General features: G+C 63.9%; 20 protein-coding genes and 1 tRNA gene. 15 read left to right on the forward strand and 6 right to left on the reverse strand.

Annotated elements, in window-relative coordinates:
- Nucleotides 1-119: 119 nt before the first annotated feature.
- The 5 genes from panC to MQW79_RS11850 form a co-directional block, all read right to left on the reverse strand.
- Complete coding sequence (gene panC, locus MQW79_RS11830; protein ID WP_476584678.1) at nt 120-974, reverse strand: pantoate--beta-alanine ligase; 855 nt, start codon at nt 972-974, stop codon at nt 120-122.
- Nucleotides 971-2,182 (reverse strand): bifunctional phosphopantothenoylcysteine decarboxylase/phosphopantothenate--cysteine ligase CoaBC, encoded by a 1,212-nt coding sequence (gene coaBC / locus MQW79_RS11835; RefSeq protein ID WP_476584679.1) that lies wholly within the window; start codon nt 2,180-2,182, stop codon nt 971-973. The genes panC and coaBC overlap by 4 nt, the downstream gene beginning before the upstream one ends.
- Before the next feature lie 4 nt (nt 2,183-2,186).
- On the reverse strand, nt 2,187-3,005 hold the full coding sequence (gene panB / locus MQW79_RS11840) for a 3-methyl-2-oxobutanoate hydroxymethyltransferase (RefSeq protein ID WP_476584680.1): 819 nt from the start codon (nt 3,003-3,005) through the stop codon (nt 2,187-2,189).
- Between the two features lie 110 nt (nt 3,006-3,115).
- A complete protein-coding gene (locus tag MQW79_RS11845) occupies nt 3,116-3,676 on the reverse strand; it encodes a pseudouridine synthase (protein ID WP_476584681.1) in 561 nt (186 codons plus the stop codon).
- Nucleotides 3,677-3,758: 82 nt separating this feature from the next.
- Nucleotides 3,759-4,841, reverse strand: coding sequence for a helix-turn-helix domain-containing protein (locus tag MQW79_RS11850; RefSeq protein ID WP_476584682.1), 1,083 nt, complete (start codon nt 4,839-4,841; stop codon nt 3,759-3,761).
- 428 nt (nt 4,842-5,269) lie between these two features.
- Between MQW79_RS11850 and MQW79_RS11855 the strand changes: the two genes are divergently transcribed.
- The 3 genes from MQW79_RS11855 to MQW79_RS11865 all read left to right on the forward strand — a co-directional run bounded on the left by MQW79_RS11855 (nt 5,270) and on the right by MQW79_RS11865 (nt 7,980).
- Nucleotides 5,270-6,706: a basic amino acid/polyamine antiporter gene (locus MQW79_RS11855; protein ID WP_476584683.1), complete on the forward strand. Its 1,437-nt coding sequence runs from the start codon at nt 5,270-5,272 to the stop codon at nt 6,704-6,706.
- A gap of 224 nt (nt 6,707-6,930) precedes the next feature.
- On the forward strand, nt 6,931-7,311 hold the full coding sequence (locus MQW79_RS11860) for a PLDc N-terminal domain-containing protein (RefSeq protein WP_476584684.1): 381 nt from the start codon (nt 6,931-6,933) through the stop codon (nt 7,309-7,311).
- Between the two features lie 15 nt (nt 7,312-7,326).
- Complete coding sequence (locus MQW79_RS11865) at nt 7,327-7,980, forward strand: exopolysaccharide biosynthesis protein (RefSeq protein WP_476584685.1); 654 nt, start codon at nt 7,327-7,329, stop codon at nt 7,978-7,980.
- A gap of 52 nt (nt 7,981-8,032) precedes the next feature.
- On the opposite strand, the gene MQW79_RS11870 is transcribed toward MQW79_RS11865, so the two are convergent.
- Nucleotides 8,033-8,122 (reverse strand) — tRNA-Ser (locus tag MQW79_RS11870).
- 198 nt (nt 8,123-8,320) lie between these two features.
- Here MQW79_RS11870 and MQW79_RS11875 point away from each other — a divergent pair.
- The 12 genes from MQW79_RS11875 to rsfS all read left to right on the forward strand — a co-directional run bounded on the left by MQW79_RS11875 (nt 8,321) and on the right by rsfS (nt 17,679).
- Entirely contained in the window at nt 8,321-9,097 is a 777-nt protein-coding gene (locus MQW79_RS11875) for an MBL fold metallo-hydrolase (RefSeq protein ID WP_476584686.1), read from the forward strand.
- A 269-nt stretch (nt 9,098-9,366) separates the two neighbouring features.
- Nucleotides 9,367-9,891: a 50S ribosomal protein L21 gene (gene rplU, locus MQW79_RS11880; protein WP_476588223.1), complete on the forward strand. Its 525-nt coding sequence runs from the start codon at nt 9,367-9,369 to the stop codon at nt 9,889-9,891.
- Nucleotides 9,892-9,902: 11 nt separating this feature from the next.
- Nucleotides 9,903-10,169, forward strand: coding sequence for a 50S ribosomal protein L27 (gene rpmA, locus MQW79_RS11885; RefSeq protein ID WP_198877601.1), 267 nt, complete (start codon nt 9,903-9,905; stop codon nt 10,167-10,169).
- Between the two features lie 122 nt (nt 10,170-10,291).
- Nucleotides 10,292-10,834, forward strand: a complete 543-nt coding sequence (locus MQW79_RS11890) for a GNAT family N-acetyltransferase (RefSeq protein ID WP_476584687.1) — start codon at nt 10,292-10,294, stop codon at nt 10,832-10,834.
- Nucleotides 10,831-11,349 (forward strand): GNAT family N-acetyltransferase, encoded by a 519-nt coding sequence (locus MQW79_RS11895; protein WP_476584688.1) that lies wholly within the window; start codon nt 10,831-10,833, stop codon nt 11,347-11,349. The genes MQW79_RS11890 and MQW79_RS11895 overlap by 4 nt, the downstream gene beginning before the upstream one ends.
- Nucleotides 11,350-11,416: 67 nt before the next feature.
- Nucleotides 11,417-11,929, forward strand: coding sequence for a GNAT family N-acetyltransferase (locus MQW79_RS11900; protein ID WP_476584689.1), 513 nt, complete (start codon nt 11,417-11,419; stop codon nt 11,927-11,929).
- 187 nt (nt 11,930-12,116) lie between these two features.
- Nucleotides 12,117-12,653: a GNAT family N-acetyltransferase gene (locus tag MQW79_RS11905; protein ID WP_476584690.1), complete on the forward strand. Its 537-nt coding sequence runs from the start codon at nt 12,117-12,119 to the stop codon at nt 12,651-12,653.
- On the forward strand, nt 12,650-13,693 hold the full coding sequence (obgE, locus tag MQW79_RS11910) for a GTPase ObgE (protein WP_476584691.1): 1,044 nt from the start codon (nt 12,650-12,652) through the stop codon (nt 13,691-13,693). Before MQW79_RS11905 ends, obgE begins: the two co-directional genes overlap by 4 nt.
- A 172-nt stretch (nt 13,694-13,865) precedes the next feature.
- Nucleotides 13,866-14,999, forward strand: a complete 1,134-nt coding sequence (gene proB, locus MQW79_RS11915; protein WP_476584692.1) for a glutamate 5-kinase — start codon at nt 13,866-13,868, stop codon at nt 14,997-14,999.
- Nucleotides 14,996-16,276: a glutamate-5-semialdehyde dehydrogenase gene (locus MQW79_RS11920; protein WP_476584693.1), complete on the forward strand. Its 1,281-nt coding sequence runs from the start codon at nt 14,996-14,998 to the stop codon at nt 16,274-16,276. The genes proB and MQW79_RS11920 overlap by 4 nt, the downstream gene beginning before the upstream one ends.
- A 187-nt stretch (nt 16,277-16,463) precedes the next feature.
- The gene (locus MQW79_RS11925; RefSeq protein WP_476584694.1) at nt 16,464-17,105 is read left to right on the forward strand and encodes a nicotinate-nucleotide adenylyltransferase; all 642 of its coding nucleotides are present in this window, start codon (nt 16,464-16,466) and stop codon (nt 17,103-17,105) included.
- A gap of 181 nt (nt 17,106-17,286) precedes the next feature.
- The gene (gene rsfS, locus MQW79_RS11930) at nt 17,287-17,679 is read left to right on the forward strand and encodes a ribosome silencing factor (RefSeq protein WP_476584695.1); all 393 of its coding nucleotides are present in this window, start codon (nt 17,287-17,289) and stop codon (nt 17,677-17,679) included.
- The last annotated feature ends 2 nt before the right edge of the window (nt 17,680-17,681 follow it).

Raw genomic sequence — 17,681 nt, forward strand, 5'->3', positions numbered from 1 at the left:
CCTCCCCCTCAGGGGGAGGGATGCAATAGACCGCTGCGTCAGGGTTCATCACTCCCTCCCCCTTGTGGGGAGGGTAGCGAAGCGGCGCCGAATGGCGCTGGCGCAGCTAGGGTGGGGGTCTAATCCTTGGCCCCGATCATCAGATTGTCGATGAGCCGGGTCGTGCCCAGATGCGCCGCCACCGCCAGCAGCGCACCGCGCGCGCCCACAGTGGCAATCGCCCCGAGACTTTCCGGGTCACGCACTTCCCAATACTGGGTCTTGATGCGTTCCGATTGCGCCAGTACGGCTGTGCCGATCGCAGCCAGCCTGGCCGCATCATGCTCGCCCGCCGCATGGGCCGCCGCGACCGTTTGCAGGCTCTTGTGGATCAGCGGCGCCGCCGCCCGGTCTTCGGGGGACAGGTAGATGTTGCGCGAGCTCAGCGCCAGGCCATCGGCCTCGCGCACGATGGGCCCGCGCCGGATCTCCACCGGCACATCGAGGTCGCGCACCATGCGCTCGATGACGGCGCATTGCTGCGCGTCCTTCTGGCCGAAAATGGCCACATCGGGCTGCACCATGTTGAAGAGTTTCAGCACTACCGTGGTGACGCCGGTAAAATGCCCCGGCCGCATGGCGCCGCAAAGCGGCCCGGAGACCATGCTCTCCTCGACCAGTGTCGAGGCGCCCTGGGGATACATGTCTTCGACTGTGGGCAGGAACAGCGCATCGACCCCGGCCGCTTCGAGCTTGGCAATATCGGCCTCGATGGGACGAGGATAGCGGCTGAGGTCCTCGTTGGGCCCGAATTGCAGCGGATTGACGAAAATCGAGGCCACGACCACATCGGCCGCTTCCCGCGCCTGGTGCATCAGGCTGATATGGCCCTCATGCAGCGCCCCCATGGTCGGCACGAAGCCAAGACGCTGGCCCCGTGGCAGGCTCTTGCGCCAGGCGCGCAGGCTCGCCTTGTCACGAAGGATGAGTGTCATGCAATCAGGTCCCAGATCTGCCGGGCAATCTGCGCCTTTTCGCCCAGCGCCAGTTCATGGCGTTCACCCCTGGCCGACAGCAGCACGCCGGCATTGGTGCCCACGGCAAAGCCGGTCGCACCATTGGCGCCCAGCTTGCTGACTTGATTGGCAAAGAGGAAATCGAGGCCCTTGGACTTGAGCTTGCCCGCGCCATGCGCTTCGACATTGTCGGTTTCAGCGGCAAAGCCGAGGAACCACTGGGTGCTGGCCGCCTGCCTGAGCGTGCCCAGCACGTCGGTCGAGGGCACGAGATCGAGCGCAATGGCATCCGAGGCGCGCTTCAATTTGCTGGCCGATGGCGCAGCCACTGCATAATCCATCACCGCCGCCGTCGCGACGACGCCCGTCGCCCTGGGCAAGAGTTGAAGCGCCGCCGCGGCCATTTCCTCGGCCGTGCGCACTTCCACAAGGTTGAAGCGCGCTTCCGAGCCGCGCGGGGGAACGGGGCGAACGACACCCTTGTCGACGCCCAGCACATAGTCGACCACGGCACCGCGTTTGAGCGCTTCCTCGGCCATGGCGGCGCCCATGCGGCCGGTCGAGTGATTGGTGATATAGCGCACCGCATCGATCGCGGTGGTGGTCGGCCCGGCGGTGATCAGAACCCGTTCATCCGCGAGGTCCTGGACCTGGGCCGGGAGCAGCGCGGCCTCGATGGCGGCAACGATGGTGGCGACCGGCGCGAGCTTGCCCATGCCCACTTCGCCACAGGCCAGCAGCCCCGAAGCCGGCGAAATCACCGTCGCACCACGCTCGACCAGCGTCGCAACATGCTGCTGCACAATGGGTTTTTCCCACATGACCGTATTCATCGCCGGCGCAATCAGGATCGGCGCCTCGGTCGCCAGCGCCACGGTCGAGGGCAAATCATCCGCCAGCCCCAAAGCGAGGCGTGCCAGCATGTTAGCACTGGCCGGCGCGAACACCATGAGATCAGCAAAGCGTGCAAAATCAATATGTTCGGTCCCCGACACGCCTGGTCCGAACTGCTCCGAGGGCGCCTTGCGGCCACTCAAGGTCTCGAGCACCAGCGGGCTCACGAACTCGGTCGCGCTCCTCGTCAGAATGCACTGCACCTGATGTCCCGACTTGCCCAGCTCGGAGACAACATCGGCGATCTTGTAGGCCGAAATCGAGCCGGAAATGGCGATGAGAATATTGGCCATGGGACTACTCGGCGCGCCGCGGCAGGGGAATTGGCCCGCGCGACGCCTTTGTATCATCGACATATTCACCGACGGCCGCGCGGATGACCGACGCGACATCGGCCCGCGGCTTGGCAAAACTTGGGGGCGGGCTGGTGTTGAGCCCGATGAGGTCGTTGATGACAAGCACCTGGCCCGCGCAATCCTTGCCCGAACCGATGCCGATGGTGGGAATGGCCAGCATATGGGTTATCTCGGCGGCCAGCGCCGGGGTGACGCATTCGAGCACAATGGCAAAGGCGCCGGCGGCCTCGAGCGCCCTGGCTTCCTCGCGGAGGCGCGTGGCCGAGGCGTCGTCCTTGCCATGCATGTAATAGCCGCCCATCTGGTGCACATGCTGCGGCGTGAGGCCAATATGGGCCACCACGGCAATGCCATGCGCGACGAGCGCCCGGACCGTGGGCACCATGGCCAGGCCACCTTCGACCTTGACCGCCTCGACCCCGGTTTCCTTCATGGCGCGCACGGCGCTGGCCAGCGCGGTGGCGGGATCGGTCACCGACCCGAAGGGCATGTCGCAGACCAGCAGCGCCCGGCTCGAACCGCGCTTGACCGCTGCCGCATGGCGGATCATGTCGTCGAGCGTCACCGGCAGGGTCGTCTCGTGGCCAAGCACGACATTGCCCAGACTGTCGCCGACCAGGATCATGTCGACGCCTGCCATGTCCACCAATGCCGCCATGGTGGCGTCATAGGCGGTCAGCATGGCAATGGCTTCGCCACGCTGCCGCATGGCGGCGATATCGCGGGTCGTAATGCGCTTGCGCGGGGTATGGGCCGACATCACAAGTCCTCCAACCCGGCCGGATCCGACATGGTCCGGCTCTTGTCTGCGGGAGATAGGGCAAAGCCCCGCCCGGCGCCAGCCCTTCATTGGTGCTATGCAGGCAGCGCCTAGCGGCGGGAGGGATCGAGGACGGCGCGCACCTCGCGCCACTCGCCCGGCGCCACGCCATCCAGCGCCCAGTCGGCGATGCGCCAGCGCACGAGGCGCAAAGTGGGAAGGCCCACTTCCGCCGTCATGCGGCGCACCTGCCGGTTGCGGCCCTCGGTGATGGAAAGCTCGATCCAGCTGTCGGGCACGCTCTTGCGGAACCGCACCGGCGGATTGCGTGGCCAGAGGTCTGGCGGATCGATGCGGCGGACCCGGGCTGGCCGTGTCGGTCCATCCCTGAGGGTGACCCCCTTTTCGAGCCGGGACAGGGCGTCGTCGGAGGGCACGCCCTCAACCTGCACCAGATAGGTCTTTTCCTTGTTGAAGCGCGGCGAGGAAATCCGCGCCTGCAGAGCCCCGTCATCTGTGAGCAGCAACAGGCCCTCGCTGTCCTTGTCGAGACGGCCCGCCGGATAGACCCCCGCGACCTTGACGAAGTCGGCCAGCGTTTCGCCCGGCCCCCCGCCGGTAAACTGCGACAGAACCCCGAAGGGCTTATTGAAAAGGATCAGGCGGGCCATACACCCATCCACAAGCACAAGGACACGTCTTGCCCCGGGCATGGCTGCAGCAGCGGCCTTTGTCAATGAAGTGCGGCAAAATCTAGAGGTGACGCAGGAGGTCGCCCAGATCCTGCGCATGCGACATGACTACGCCCCGCTCGGCCATCGATTGCCGACCCAGAGCGCGGGCATCCGACGGGCTATAGGCAAATTCCCGGCGGAAGGCCCGGCTGAACTCAGCCGCATCATTGAAGCAGAATTCCTCGGCGACTTCGAAAATGCGCTGGCTGCTATGGGGGTCGGCCAGGGCGGCATGAGCCGCCATCAGCCGGCGCTTCTGAATGTAATGCATAATCCCGTCGGACGCCTCGAAGGCCCGATAGAGTCGCGACCGTGAAACCCCCAGACTGCTCAGCAGGAACGGGACGTCGAGCTCGGGATTGTGCAGGTTGTCCTGCACACATTGCCGGGCCCGCTCGAGGAGCGCGGCATTGATCAAGCTATGGGCCTGTTCGATCCGTTCCGGCGATGGCGCAATGGCCGCCAGAAGCAGCGCGCGCGTCGCCACCACCAGTTCGGGCAGATCATGCGGCTCCAGCTGTGCCACCCGATTTTCAAGGCTCAGCATGAAATCGGCAAAGATGCGCCCCATGCCATCGCGCATGAGGGTGATCGAGGCAGCATCGAGCAAATGCGCCGATTCCCGGCACATGTCGCGCGGTATGTAGAGCAGGAGAAGCCGTCCCTTGGTCAATTGCCCCTGGAACGGATCCACGAGCGCCGCCAATTGCGGAATGCCTGTCACATTCTCCAGGATTGCCCGTTCGGATACCGTCGTGCCCGAACAGGTCACGAAAAGCGACACGACCCAGTGATCCAACGGATCGCGCCCCGCCTGGCGCGCCTGGCTGGCAAATCGCAACCCATCCGTCTCGATGATCTGGAAGGCCATCCCACCCAGATCATAGGCCCGGTAGCGACCATCAAACGAGGAACTCGCCCCCTCTGGCGTCAGGTCGAAGGCCGGCGAAAAAGTCTGACGCCACACATCGAAACGATCGGCAGGGGCATAGTCAAGCGTTGAAAAAGTCAGGGGCTGAAGCCCCTTGGGCTCCACGACCTCTGGCGCGACGAGGGGTACGCCGGTCGACTCCTGGGGCCGGATCTTGGACGCATGATACACTTTACTATCCTCCTCCCATGACGCGTGGGATGGCTTCAGTGTGGAGCTATTGGAAAGCTTTCGACAGCAAGCGACGCGGGGGCGGACCGCGTGGATTCAAGGACCTCAAACGCAGCGATGCGGAAAAGGTTGCGTGCGGCACAACGCCCGCTCCAGATGCCTCAAAAACGCCAAAGCTATGGGTCAATCCGGTTGCGTCGCGCGTCGGCCGATCCACATCGCGGTCCGACATTGAGCGCCCTGCCGGCTCCCGCCGCGCCCGAAAGGCTCCCCTTTCGGAACGGCTTGCGGCGTGCACTCGCAACTTGGGACGCCGGGCCCAATCCGGGGACGCTCCGCCATTCTCTGCCAGTCGCCCGCAGCGTTAGCATCCTCCCAGGCCGGGGACGCGTTTTCGCCCCGGCGCCGATTGCGGAAGGGCCGGCGTCATGGCGGGAACAGACAAGGCTAGTTTGTCGCTGTTGCCCATGACAGCGATGGTTGTCGGGACGATGCTCGGCGCCGGCATTTTCAATCTGCCCGCCCGCTTTGCTTCCGCTACGGGCCCGTTCGGGGCCATCATTGCCTGGTCCATCGCCGGCAGCGGCATGTACATGCTGGCCCGGGTTTTCCAGTTCCTCGCCAGATCCCGGCCTGACCTCGACACCGGCGTCTTCGCCTATGCCAAGGCGGGTTTTGGCGACTATATGGGCTTCCTGTCGGCCTTCGGATACTGGCTGGGCGCTTGCCTGGGCAATGTCTTCTACTGGTTGCTGATCGGCTCGACCCTGGGCGACTTTTTTCCGCAGCTTTTTGGCGAGGGCAGCACATGGGCGGCCATTGCCCTGTCGCTCTGCGGTATCTGGGCCTTCCACGCCATGATCCTTGGCGGCATCCGGCGGGCCACCTTTGTCAATCTGGTGATCACCGCCGCCAAGGTCGTCCTCATCATCGCGGCCGTTCTGCTGCTGGCGGCTTTCTTCAACTACGACCAGTTCACCCGAAACTTTTTCGGGGGTGTCGGCATGCCCGAAAAACCCCTGTTCGAACAGGTACGCGACGCCATGCTCGTCACGGTTTTCGTCTTCCTCGGGGTGGAAGGCGCAAGCGTCTATTCGCGCTTTGCCAGGCGGCGCAAGGACATCGGCCGGGCCACGATCCTAGGCTTTGTCGCCGTGACGGGCCTGATGGTTGCAGTGACCCTCCTGCCCTATGCCATTGCCCCGCGCGCCACCATCGCCTCGATGTCCGCCCCTTCCCTGGCCGGAACGCTGGAACTGGCGGTCGGTCCCTGGGGCGCGGCCTTCGTCTCCATCGCCGTGCTGGTGTCCATCCTGGGCGCCTATCTCGCCTGGTCACTGATCTGCGCCGAGGTTCTGTATGCGGCGGCGAGAGCGAAGAATATGCCAAAGCTGTTTGCCACCCAGAATGGCAATGGCGTGCCAGCCAACGCCCTCTGGTTGACCAATATCGTGGTCTCGGTCCTTGTCGTCTCGACCTATTGGTCCGATGACGCGATCGGTTTCATGCTTGACCTGACCAGCATCACGGCACTCCTGCCCTTTCTGCTGGTGGCAGGCTATGGGGTCATGGTCGCCCGACGCGGCATCGGCTATGCCGCGGACGACGATCTGAGGGGCCTCGACCAGATCGTCGCCTGGATCGCCCTGGCCTACATTCTGTTCCTGTTTTTCGCGGCCGGCCTGCACAATGTCCTGCTGGTCGCCGTTCTCTTCGTTCCCGGCACGGTCATCCTCTACTTCTGGGCCAGGAGCGAGCAGCAGGCTCCGCTGTTCTCGCCGCGCGAAGTGATCGCCTTCGCCGTCACCGTGGTGGCCGGCGGGCTCGGCGCTGTGGGCCTCAGCAACGGAACGATCATCCCATGAACCAGACGATGGAGGTTGCCCAAAACCCAGCTTTGGACGCCAGGCCGGCGTTTCCTATTCGTCCGCCCGCTAAGCCCTTCGTGCCTGCAATGGCGCCGGGGCAACCACTGCCTTCCGGATCACAATGGGTCGGGGCCGAGGCGGCGCCCCCTCAATGCCCGTTCTGCCATCTGGATGAAATCGCCTGCCATGCGGCCCAACTGAACGCTTAACAGAGGTGTTAAATGTCTAGCAATTTCTGGGAATTCCTGTGGCTTATCATCTACAGCTTCTTCCTGATCACCTATCTGATCGTACTGTTCCAGATCATCGTCGATCTGTTCCGCGACCACGAGATGAACGGTTTCGCCAAGGCCGTCTGGGTCATTGCGCTCATCTTCATCCCGTTGCTGACTGCGCTGGTCTATCTCATCGCCCGCGGCGGCAGCATGGGACGGCGCCAGTACCAGGCCGAACAGGAGGCCAGGGCCGAGGCGGAAACCTATATTCGCAATGTGGCCGGAACCTCGCCGGCCGAACAGATCTCCCGCGCCAGCACCCTGCTCAAGGAAGGCACGATCTCCCAGGCCGAATTCGACCGTATCAAGGCCAAGGCGCTGAGCTGAGGCCGGAGGATCGTGATGAGCGATGATGCCATCAAGGCAGCGCCCGACCCGATCGTGCCGATCGTCGATGGCATCGTGGCCCAGCTGCGCGCACATGCGGCAAAGCCCGATGCCACCCTGACCTGCGACGAGCTTCTCGACATGGTCGGGCGCCATTCACATGTGCTGGCGATCATGGTCTTCGCGCTTCTCAATTTTCTGCCCGGACCTCCGGGCTATAACTCCCTGATGGGCGTGGCGATGTTCGTGATCAGCATCGCCATGCTGCGCCGGCGCCCCATGCGCTTTGCCCATTGGTTCGGCCATCTGCGCCTGCCCATCAAGATTGTCCGCAAGCTGCTCGACGTACTCGCCATGATCGTCGGCTGGGGCGCGCGCATTTCCTCGCCCCGTTGGCGCATCCTGACCGAAAGCCATGCCATGCCGGCCATTGCCGTGATTGGCGTGGTTCTGGGCTTCCTCAATATTTCGCCCATACCCTTCATGAACATTGTGCCCTCGGCGGGCCTGGCCATCATCTGCCTGGGCATACTCAACCACGACGGTGCCGCAGTGGTGTGCGGCGTCGCCATCGGAGCCGTGGGCGCCACGCTGTCCATTCTCTCGATCTGGCTGGTCGTCAACCTGATCTTTTCCCTCGGCGACATGGCGCAGAACAACCCGATCTGACCCGGGTCCGGAAAGGTCGAGCGATTAAAACCAGGAAATACAGGGGTGTAAGTGGCGGAGAGAGAGGGATTCGAACCCCCGATAGAGTTGCCCCTATGCCGCATTTCGAGTGCGGTGCATTCAACCGCTCTGCCATCTCTCCGCGAGATCGAAAGCGCCCCGGGAAGGACGCGGCTGGTCGATACGGGGCGGCTTATGACATAGCATCTTGCCGCCTGCAACACCCCTTATGCGTCCCGGAAGGTGCAATTTTCACAATGGCCCGTCTCACTTTTGCGTGCGCGTGCAACCGGACAGCGCCGGAGGCGCTTTGCCTGAACTGATCAGGAGAGGGAGACTTATGCCCATGGTTACCCGTCGATATGTCGTTGCCGGCATGGCCGGCTTGCCCTTTGCCGGCTTTGCGGCCAATCTCGCGGCCCTTCCAGCCTTGGCCCAGGAGCCATCAATGGCCGATACGCTTGCCACCAGTGCCGGCGACGTCACCATCCACCCCATCGACCATGCGAGCCTCGTGCTCGAATGGGATGGCAAGGTGATCTATGTCGATCCCGTTGGTGGAGCAGCCCTTTACGAAGGCCTGCCGGCCCCTTCGGCCATTCTGATTACCCATGGCCACGGCGACCATTTCGACGTGCCAACGCTCGAGTCCATTGCCGGCGACGCCGTGCTCATCACCAATGGCGATGTCTTTTCCAAGCTGCCCGAAGCCCTCAAGGCCAAGGCGACGGAAATGGCCAATGGCGATGAGGGGACGGTTGTCGACATTCCCATCCGCGCCGTGGCTGCCCACAACACCACCGAAGACCGCATGCAGTATCATCCGGTCGGCGTCGGCAATGGCTATGTGCTGACCTTCGGCGACCAGCAGGTCTACATTGCCGGCGATACCGAACCGACCGAGGACATGCTGGGATTGCAAGGCATCAGCCTGGCCTTCCTGCCCATGAACCTGCCCTATACGATGACGGTGGAGCAGGCGGTCGAGGCGATCAATACCTTCAAGCCGGGCATCGTCTACCCCTATCACTATGGCGACAGTGATCTGGGCCCGCTCGAAACCGATGTGGATGATGCCGTGGAAGTGCGGATTCGCAACTGGTATCCCAACGCCTGACGGGCGACGAATTTGTGAGCACACTGCTAGCACCAGCCGTCACATGGTGACGCATTGCGCTTGACTCTGCGGGGCTTTCCCCCGATAAGCCCACCAATCTGCGCACCGGTCCGTCCGGTGCGCTGGTTTTGTTTGAAAACGCTGCTCGAGGCTGCCGGCTGAATTCTTCAGCCCTCATCATTCAAAAAGCCCGCGGAACTGGCACGAAATCCGCGGCGCCGCAGAGCGCGACAGATAGGGACCGGTCGGGAAAACCGCTCGGCATGAATATGACTTTCGCCGTTATCAAGACGGGCGGGAAGCAGTACAAGGTTGCTGCCAACGACGTCATCAAGATCGAGAAGCTCGAGGCCGAGGCCGGTGACATCGTCACCTTCGACCAGGTCCTCATGGTTGGCGACACCATCGGCGCTCCGCTGGTGGAAGGCGCCCTGGTCGCTGCAGAACTGGTCGAGACCAGGAAGCAGAAGACCGTCATCATCTTCAAGAAGCGCCGCCGCCACAATTCGCGCCGTCGCAACGGTCACCGCCAGCTGCTGACCACGGTGCGCATCACCGAGATCCTGACCGGCGGCGCCAAGCCGACGATCAAGGCCGCTGCCAAGGCCGAAAAGACCGAAGCCGTTGCCGAAAAGGCCCCGGCCAAGAAGGCTGCGGCCCCCAAGGCCGAAGCTGCCGCCCCGGCTAAGAAGCCGGCCGCCAAGAAGGCCGCCGCCAAGACCGACGACACCGCCGCTGAAAAGCCGGCGAAGAAGGCCCCGGCCAAGAAGGCCGACAAGGCCGACAAGGAATAAGGAGCTAGACTATGGCACATAAGAAAGCAGGCGGTTCATCCCGCAACGGTCGTGATACCGCTGGCCGTCGTCTCGGCGTCAAGAAGTTCGGCGGCGAAGCCGTCATCGCCGGCAACATCATCATCCGCCAGCGCGGCACCAAGTGGGCGACCGGCACCGGCGTCGGCCTGGGCAAGGATCACACCATTTTTGCCCTGATCGACGGCACCGTCGCGTTCCGCACCCGCGCGAACAATAAAGTTCACGTGTCTGTCGTCCCGGCAGAGGCCGCCGAATAACCCGGCAGGCCTGACAACCCAGCCGGAGACCTGTTCCCCGGCTTGGCGTTTGGCAAAATACAGCAAATGCGAAGGGGAACCGGTCAGCCGGTTCCCCTTTTTTCTTCCCGGAGCATTTGCAATTGACCAGCGTCACGACTTCGATCAAGGATCGCCTGCCCACCACCATCCGCACCGAGCGCCTGGTATTGGTCACCCCGACCCTGGTCCACGCGCCGGCCATTGCGCAGCTCTGCAACAATATCAACGTCCACAAATGGATGGCCCGGCTGCCCTTCCCCTACGCCCTGAGCGATGCGGAATTCTTCATCAACGAGATCGTACCCAGCGCTGCCGAGTGCTGCTACGCGATAACGCTCGATGACGACCTGCTGGGCATCGTTGGCCTTCACCTTGCCGAGGGCGAATTGCCCGAACTCGGCTATTGGCTGGGCGAACCCTATTGGGGTCTTGGCTATGCGACCGAGGCGGCCAGAGCCGTGGTCGCGGCCGCGCGAGCGGCGGGGGCGACCACGCTCCGGTCGCGCGCCCTCGAAACCAATACCGGCTCGCGCAATGTCCTCAAAAAGGCGGGATTTGTAGAGACCGGTACCGGGATCGAGGCCACAAACAATCTGGCGGGCCAGACCATGACCCTCATGCGGCTGGAGTTTTCGGAGAGATGAGCGAGCTTCACACATCCCGCCTCGTCCTGCGTCCGGCCCGGCCCGATGATGCGCCCTGCTTTGCCCTGGGCGTGAGCGACTTTGCCGTCGCCCGCTGGCTGACGCCCCTGCCCTTTCCGTTTACTCTCGCCATGGCCAGCGACTGGCTGCGCGGCCCACCCCCGGGCCATCCGGAGCGGGCGCTGTTCATCATCGACCTGCCCGGCAAGGGCCTCATCGGCTGCGTCGCCATCGGCCAGGAACTGGGTTTCTGGCTGGCGCGCACCCATTGGGGGAGGGGCTTTGGCACCGAGGCAGCCAGCGCCGTCATCGATTGGCACTTTGCCCGCTCCAATGGCGATGCCATCTTGTCCAGCGCCCATCATGACAATCGCGCCTCGCTGCGCCTGAAGGCCAAGCTCGGCTTTGTCGAAACCGGACGCGACATGCGGTTCTCCCATGCGCTCCAGCACAATGTGCCCCATGTGCTGACGCAGTTGACGCGGGAAAATTGGTTCGGGCGGGAGGGCAGATGATGGACATGATTGCTCCTGCACCCATCGCCCACCGGCCGTCACCCTCGGACAGCGTGGACCTCCCTTGATGACCCTGAGAGACCGCCTTCCGGACACCATCGAGACCGCCCGCCTCACGCTGCGCGCGCCGCATGTGTCCGATCTCGACGATCTGGCCCGACAGGCCAACAATGCCAATGTGCTGTTCTTTACGGGTCTCCCCCTGCCCTATGGGGAGCAGCATGGCCGCGACTTTCTCGGCAAGGCCGAGCGTCGCAGCCACCATCCCTATGTCATCGCCGACAAGGCGAGCGACCGGCTGATGGGCGTGATCGGCCTTTATGCCCATGCCGATGCGCCCACGGAACTGGGCTATTGGCTGGGCGAGGCCCATTGGGGCCAGGGTTTTGCCCCCGAAGCCATTGCCGGCCTTCTCGCAGTGGCGCGCGACATTGCCCCCTTGCGCGCCAAGGTGGTGAGCGCGCATGCCCGCTCGATCCGCGTGCTGGAAAAGACCGGTTTTGTCGTGGTCGACCACACGACCAGCACGCTGGACCGCCATTTCGGCAAGCCCCTCACGGTGATGGAGTGGCGCGGATGACGATACCGGCCTCGACCTTCCTTCTCCCCTTGAGGGAGAAGGTGCCCGAAGGGCGGATGAGGGGTCCCTTTCACAAACTGGGTGAGGATGGAAAGAACCCCTCACCCGTCTCGCGCTGCGCGCGATCCACCCTCTCCCCCAAGGTGCGAGGGGAAAACAGAGCGCGTCTACAGCACGGTGCCCGCCCATGACCCCCACTCTGCTCACCCAGCGCCTGATCCTGCGGCCGCCGCAACAGGGGGATGCCGAGCCCATTGCGCGCTACCTCAACGATATCGAGGTGGCGGGCAATCTGGCGCGGGTGCCGTTTCCCTATTTTCTGACAGATGCGCGGGCCTGGTTGCGCGCCCAGCGCGCCGACCTCCTGCCCAGTGAAGCCAATTTCGCCATCGAGCTTGCGGGCGTGGGCTATGTTGGCCATATCGGCTATCAGCCCATAGGCGAAAACGCGGTAATCGGGTATTGGCTGGGCAAGCCCCATTGGGGACGCGGCATCATGAGCGAAGCCGCCGCGGCCGTCATAGACTGGTATTTTGGCGCGACCGACGCGCCTGCCATCTATTCGGGCGTCTTTCATTTCAACCATGCCTCGCTGGCCATCCAGCGACGGCTGGGATTTACCGAGACGGGTCGATCCACCCTGCTCTGCCTTGCGCGGAATGCCGAGCTGGAGCATATCGACACAAAACTGACGCGTAGCGTCTGGAAGGCCAGAGACAAATGAAGTTCCTCGACCAGGCCAAGGTCTATATCAAGTCCGGTTCCGGCGGCGCCGGCGCCGTCAGCTTCCTGCGCGAAAAATTCGTCGAATTCGGCGGCCCCGATGGCGGCAATGGCGGCAAGGGTGGCGACATCATCGCCGAATGCGCCGACGGCCTCAATACGCTGATCGACTTCCGCTACCAGCAGCACTTCCGCGCCGATACCGGCATGCATGGCATGGGCAAGAACCGCACCGGCGCCAATGCCGAGCCCGTTATCCTGCGCGTGCCCGTCGGCACCCAGATCTTCGAGGAAGACCAGGAAACCCTGATAGCCGACTTTACCGAAGTGGGCCAGCGCGTGGTGCTGCTCGAGGGCGGCAATGGCGGTTTTGGCAATGCCTATTTCAAGACCAGCTCCAACCAGGCGCCGCGCCGGGCCAATCCGGGCCAGGAAGGCGTCGAAAAGGGCATCTGGCTGCGGCTGAAGCTGATCGCCGATGCCGGTCTCGTCGGCCAGCCCAATGCCGGCAAGTCGACCTTCCTCGCGGCGGTCTCGGCTGCCAAGCCCAAGATTGCCGACTATCCCTTCACCACGCTGCATCCTAACCTCGGCGTGGTCCGCATAGGTGAGCGCGAATTCGTGCTGGCCGACATTCCCGGCCTCATCGAGGGCGCCAGCGAAGGCATCGGCATCGGCGACCGGTTCCTGGGGCATATCGAGCGCTGCAATGTGCTGATCCACCTGATCGACGGCACCCAGGACGATGTCGCCCATATCTATGAGGCGGTGCGCTACGAACTGGCGGCCTATGCCGACGTGCTGGCCGACAAGCCCGAAATCGTCGTGCTCAACAAGGTGGACGCGCTGACGCCGGAGGAGATCAAGGCCAAGGTCAAGGCGCTGAAGAAAGCCTCGAAGGCCGAGGTGCGCCTCGTTGCCGGCGCCACCGGACAGGGCGTCGAACAGGTGCTCTACGACGTGCTCAACGTCCTCGACGCCGACAAGGCCGAAAAGGCCGAAGCCGAGCGCAAGAAGGTGGAAGGCAAATGGACGCCTTGAGCACCGCGGTCTGCGTGCCAGGGCTCACCCCACCCTCAATCCCGCGCCATCAAGGGGAGGGAGGTGCAGGGCCACGGCGTCAGTGTTCATCGTTTCCCTCCCCCTTGTGGGCAGGGATCAAGGGTGGGGTTACCTGCCTGTCCACCACAGAAATCGTGCAGGCGCCCTCCAGATGAATCCCCTCGCCAATTATCGTCGCATCACCATCAAGATCGGCTCGGCGCTTCTCGTCGACAAGCAGGGCAAGCTGCGCGCCAGCTGGCTGGCTGACCTTGCCGAGGATATTGCGGCCTTGAAGGCCGAGGGGCGGGACGTGGTCATCGTCTCCTCGGGCGCCATTGCGCTGGGACGCGGCCTGCTCGGCCTTTCGGCCCTTGCCCTGACGCTGGAACAGTCGCAGGCGGCCGCCAGCGCCGGCCAGATTGCCCTCAGCCAGGCCTGGGCCGACGCTCTGGGCAAGCACGGCATTGTCACCGGGCAGATCCTCATTACCCCCAATATCACCGAGGAGCGGCGCTACTTCCTCAATGCCCGCACCACGATCCAGACGCTACTCGGCCTCGGCGCCATTCCGATCATCAACGAGAATGACAGCGTCGCCACGGCTGAAATCCGCTATGGCGACAATGACCGGCTCTCGGCCCGCGTCGCCACCATGATCGAGGCGGACCTGCTGGTCCTCCTCTCCGACATTGACGGGCTCTATACGGCGCCACCCGCCAAGGACCCCGATGCCACCCACCTGCCGGTTGTGGAGGCCATCACGCCCGCCATCGAGGCCATGGCCGGGGGCGCGGCGAGCCACCTCTCGCGCGGCGGCATGACCACAAAGGTGGAGGCCGGCAAGATCGCCACCCTGGCCGGCACCGCCATGGTGATTGCCAAGGGCACCGAGGACCATCCGCTGCGCCGGTTGACCGCCGGCGGATTGCACACGCTGTTCAAGCCGGTGACGACGAGGGCGCAGTCGCGCAAACGCTGGATCATGGGTACGCTGGCTGTCGCAGGCACGGTGCAGGTCGATGCCGGGGCGGCGCGGGCGCTGAGCCAGGGCAAGTCGCTGCTGCCCATCGGCGTTGTCAGGATTACCGGCGAATTCGAGCGCGGCGACACCATTGCCGTGCTCGATCCCAATGGCCGCGAAATCGCCCGTGGCCTTGTCGGCCTCGACAGCGACGATGCGCGCCTGGTCATGGGCAAGCGCAGCGACATGATCGGCGACTTGCTGGGCGTCGGCAATCGCTCGGAAATGGTGCATCGGGACAATCTGGTGCTGCTGGGCGCAAAGGAAGAGGTGACGTCATGAGCTTGGCGCAGAACACGGCCGATATTGCGGCGACCATGGCCGAGATCGGCCGCAACGCGCGCATCGGCGCCAATGCCCTCAAGATCGCGACGCCTGAGCAGAAGCGCACGGCCCTGCTGACTGCGGCGGGTGCCATCAACGCGCATCGCAAGCAGATCCTGGCCGCCAATGCACTCGACATGCAGGCGGCCGAGCAGAAGGGCATTTCAAAAGCCTTTCTCGACCGGCTGCTGCTGACCGATGCGCGCATCGACGGCATTATTGACGCCGTCAAAACCATTGCCGAACTGCCCGATCCGGTCGGCACGGTGATTGCCGAATGGGACCGGCCCAACGGCCTGCATATCGAGCGCGTGCGCACCCCGCTCGGCGTCATCGGCGTGATCTTTGAATCACGCCCCAATGTCACCGCCGATGCCGGCGCGCTCTGCATCAAGTCGGGCAATGCCGTCATCCTGCGCGGCGGCTCGGACAGTTTTCATTCGTCCCGCGCCCTTGTCGATTGCCTGCTTGACGGATTGCATCTCGCCGGCCTGCCGGTCGAATGCGTACAGCTTGTGCCCACCACCGACCGCCAGGCCGTGGGCGAAATGCTCAAGGGCCTCGACGGCAATATTGACGTGATCGTGCCGCGCGGCGGCAAGACGCTGGTGGCCCGCATACAGTCCGAAGCGCGGGTGCCGGTCTTTGCCCATCTCGAGGGCCTCGTGCATGTCTATATCGACCGCTCGGCCGATCTCGAAAAGGCCGTGAGCGTGACGCTCAACGCCAAGATGCGCCGCACGGGCATTTGCGGCGCGGCCGAGACCCTTCTGGTGCACAAGGATGTCGTGGCCACTCACCTTCAGCCCATCATCGCCGCACTGGTGGCAAAAGGCTGCGAAATCCGCGGCGATGCCACTGTCCTCGCCATGATCCCTGCGGCCAAGCCGGCCAGTGAAGAGGATTGGAAGACCGAATATGAGGATGCGATCATCTCGGTGAAGGTGGTGGACAGCGTCGAGGCGGCGATTACCCATATCGAGCACTATTCGAGCCACCACACCGAGGCGATCATCGCCGAGGACCCGGCGGCCGTCGAAAAGTTCTTCAACGAGATCGACTCGGCCATCCTCGTACACAATGCCTCGACCCAGTTCGCCGATGGCGGCGAATTCGGCTTTGGCGGCGAGATCGGCATTGCCACGGGCAAGATGCATGCGCGCGGGCCGGTCGGCGTCGAGCAGCTGACCAGCTTCAAATACCGCGTCCGCGGCAATGGGCAGCTGCGGCCTTGAGCGACGCCGACCCAACAGGCGCGGCCTCTTCCCTTCTCCCCTTGAGGGAGAAGGTGCCCGAAGGGCGGATGAGGGGTCATCGGTCCCGCCACAACCATGGCGTACACGGTGAGCACCCCTCACCCATCTCGGCCTTTGGCCGATCCACCCTCTCCCTCAAGGGGAGAGGGGGAGAAGCGCCGCGCTGATGACCCTGCGTCCACCCCTGCGCATTCCCGGCATTACCGAGATCCCGCCATCCGCATCGGGCATGCGGATCGGGCTGTTTGGCGGCAGTTTCAACCCCATGCATGAGGGGCACTTGCTGGTCATGGAAGAGACGCTGCAGCGGCTCCAGCTCGATGCGCTCTGGGTGCTGGTGACGCCGGGTAACCCGCTCAAGGACAATTCCGCCCTGCCCTCGCTCAAATCCAGGGTCGAGGCGGCGCGGGCGATGATCCGCAATCCGCGTATCCGCGTCACCGGCTTCGAGGCCGCCAAGGGTTTTGCCTATTCCTGGCAGACGGTCGACTTCCTCACCACCGCCATGCCGGACCGGCGCTTCGTCTGGATCATGGGTGCCGACAGCCTCGCCGATTTCCATCGCTGGCAACGCTGGCGCGATATTGCCGACCGCCTGCCCATCGCCGTCTATGTCCGCCCCGGCGCGGCGCGGCGGGCGCTGGCCTCGCGCGCCGCGACCACGCTCGACTATGCCCAGATCGACGAGAGCGATGCGGCGCTTCTGGCCGATTGCATGGCCCCGGCCTGGATCTACCTCCAGGGTCGCCAATCGAGCCTCTCGTCGAGTGCCATCAGGGCGTCACGAAAGTCTCATTCAGCTTCGTGACCGGCCCGACCTTGCGAAAATCGCGCAAAAGGCGCATATTCGGGACCAAGTGTGATCATTGTCACCGGAACAGGAACAGACGGCTTGCCGTTCAGTCGACGCCGCAACATTCCGATCAACAACCAAGGATGCTTAACTTTCGCATGACCCATGCCCGCGCATGGGCGGAAGGCCGTTTCTGATGGCCGCCCAGCCCAACACCACAACGCCCGCTTCGCCCGCCTCCGTGGCCGGCGCGCAAAAACCCCTGATCGACCTCATTCTCGATGTGCTGGATGACGCCAAGGCCGAAGAAACGGTTGCGGTGGACATTACCGGCAAGTCGTCGCTGGCCGATCACATGATCGTCACCTCCGGCCGTTCGCAGCGCCATGTCGGCGCCGTCGCCGACCAGGTGATCACCGCGCTCCGCGACAACGGCTATGGCAAGCCGCGCGTCGAGGGCCTGCCCCATTGCGACTGGGTGCTGGTGGATGCGGGTGACGTGATCCTGCACATCTTCCGTCCGGAAGTGCGCGAATTCTACAGCCTCGAAAAGATGTGGCAGGCCGATTTCGCGGCCGACCAGCACTGATC

It is taken from the genome of Devosia sp. Micro-HW1, from assembly GCF_056341075.1.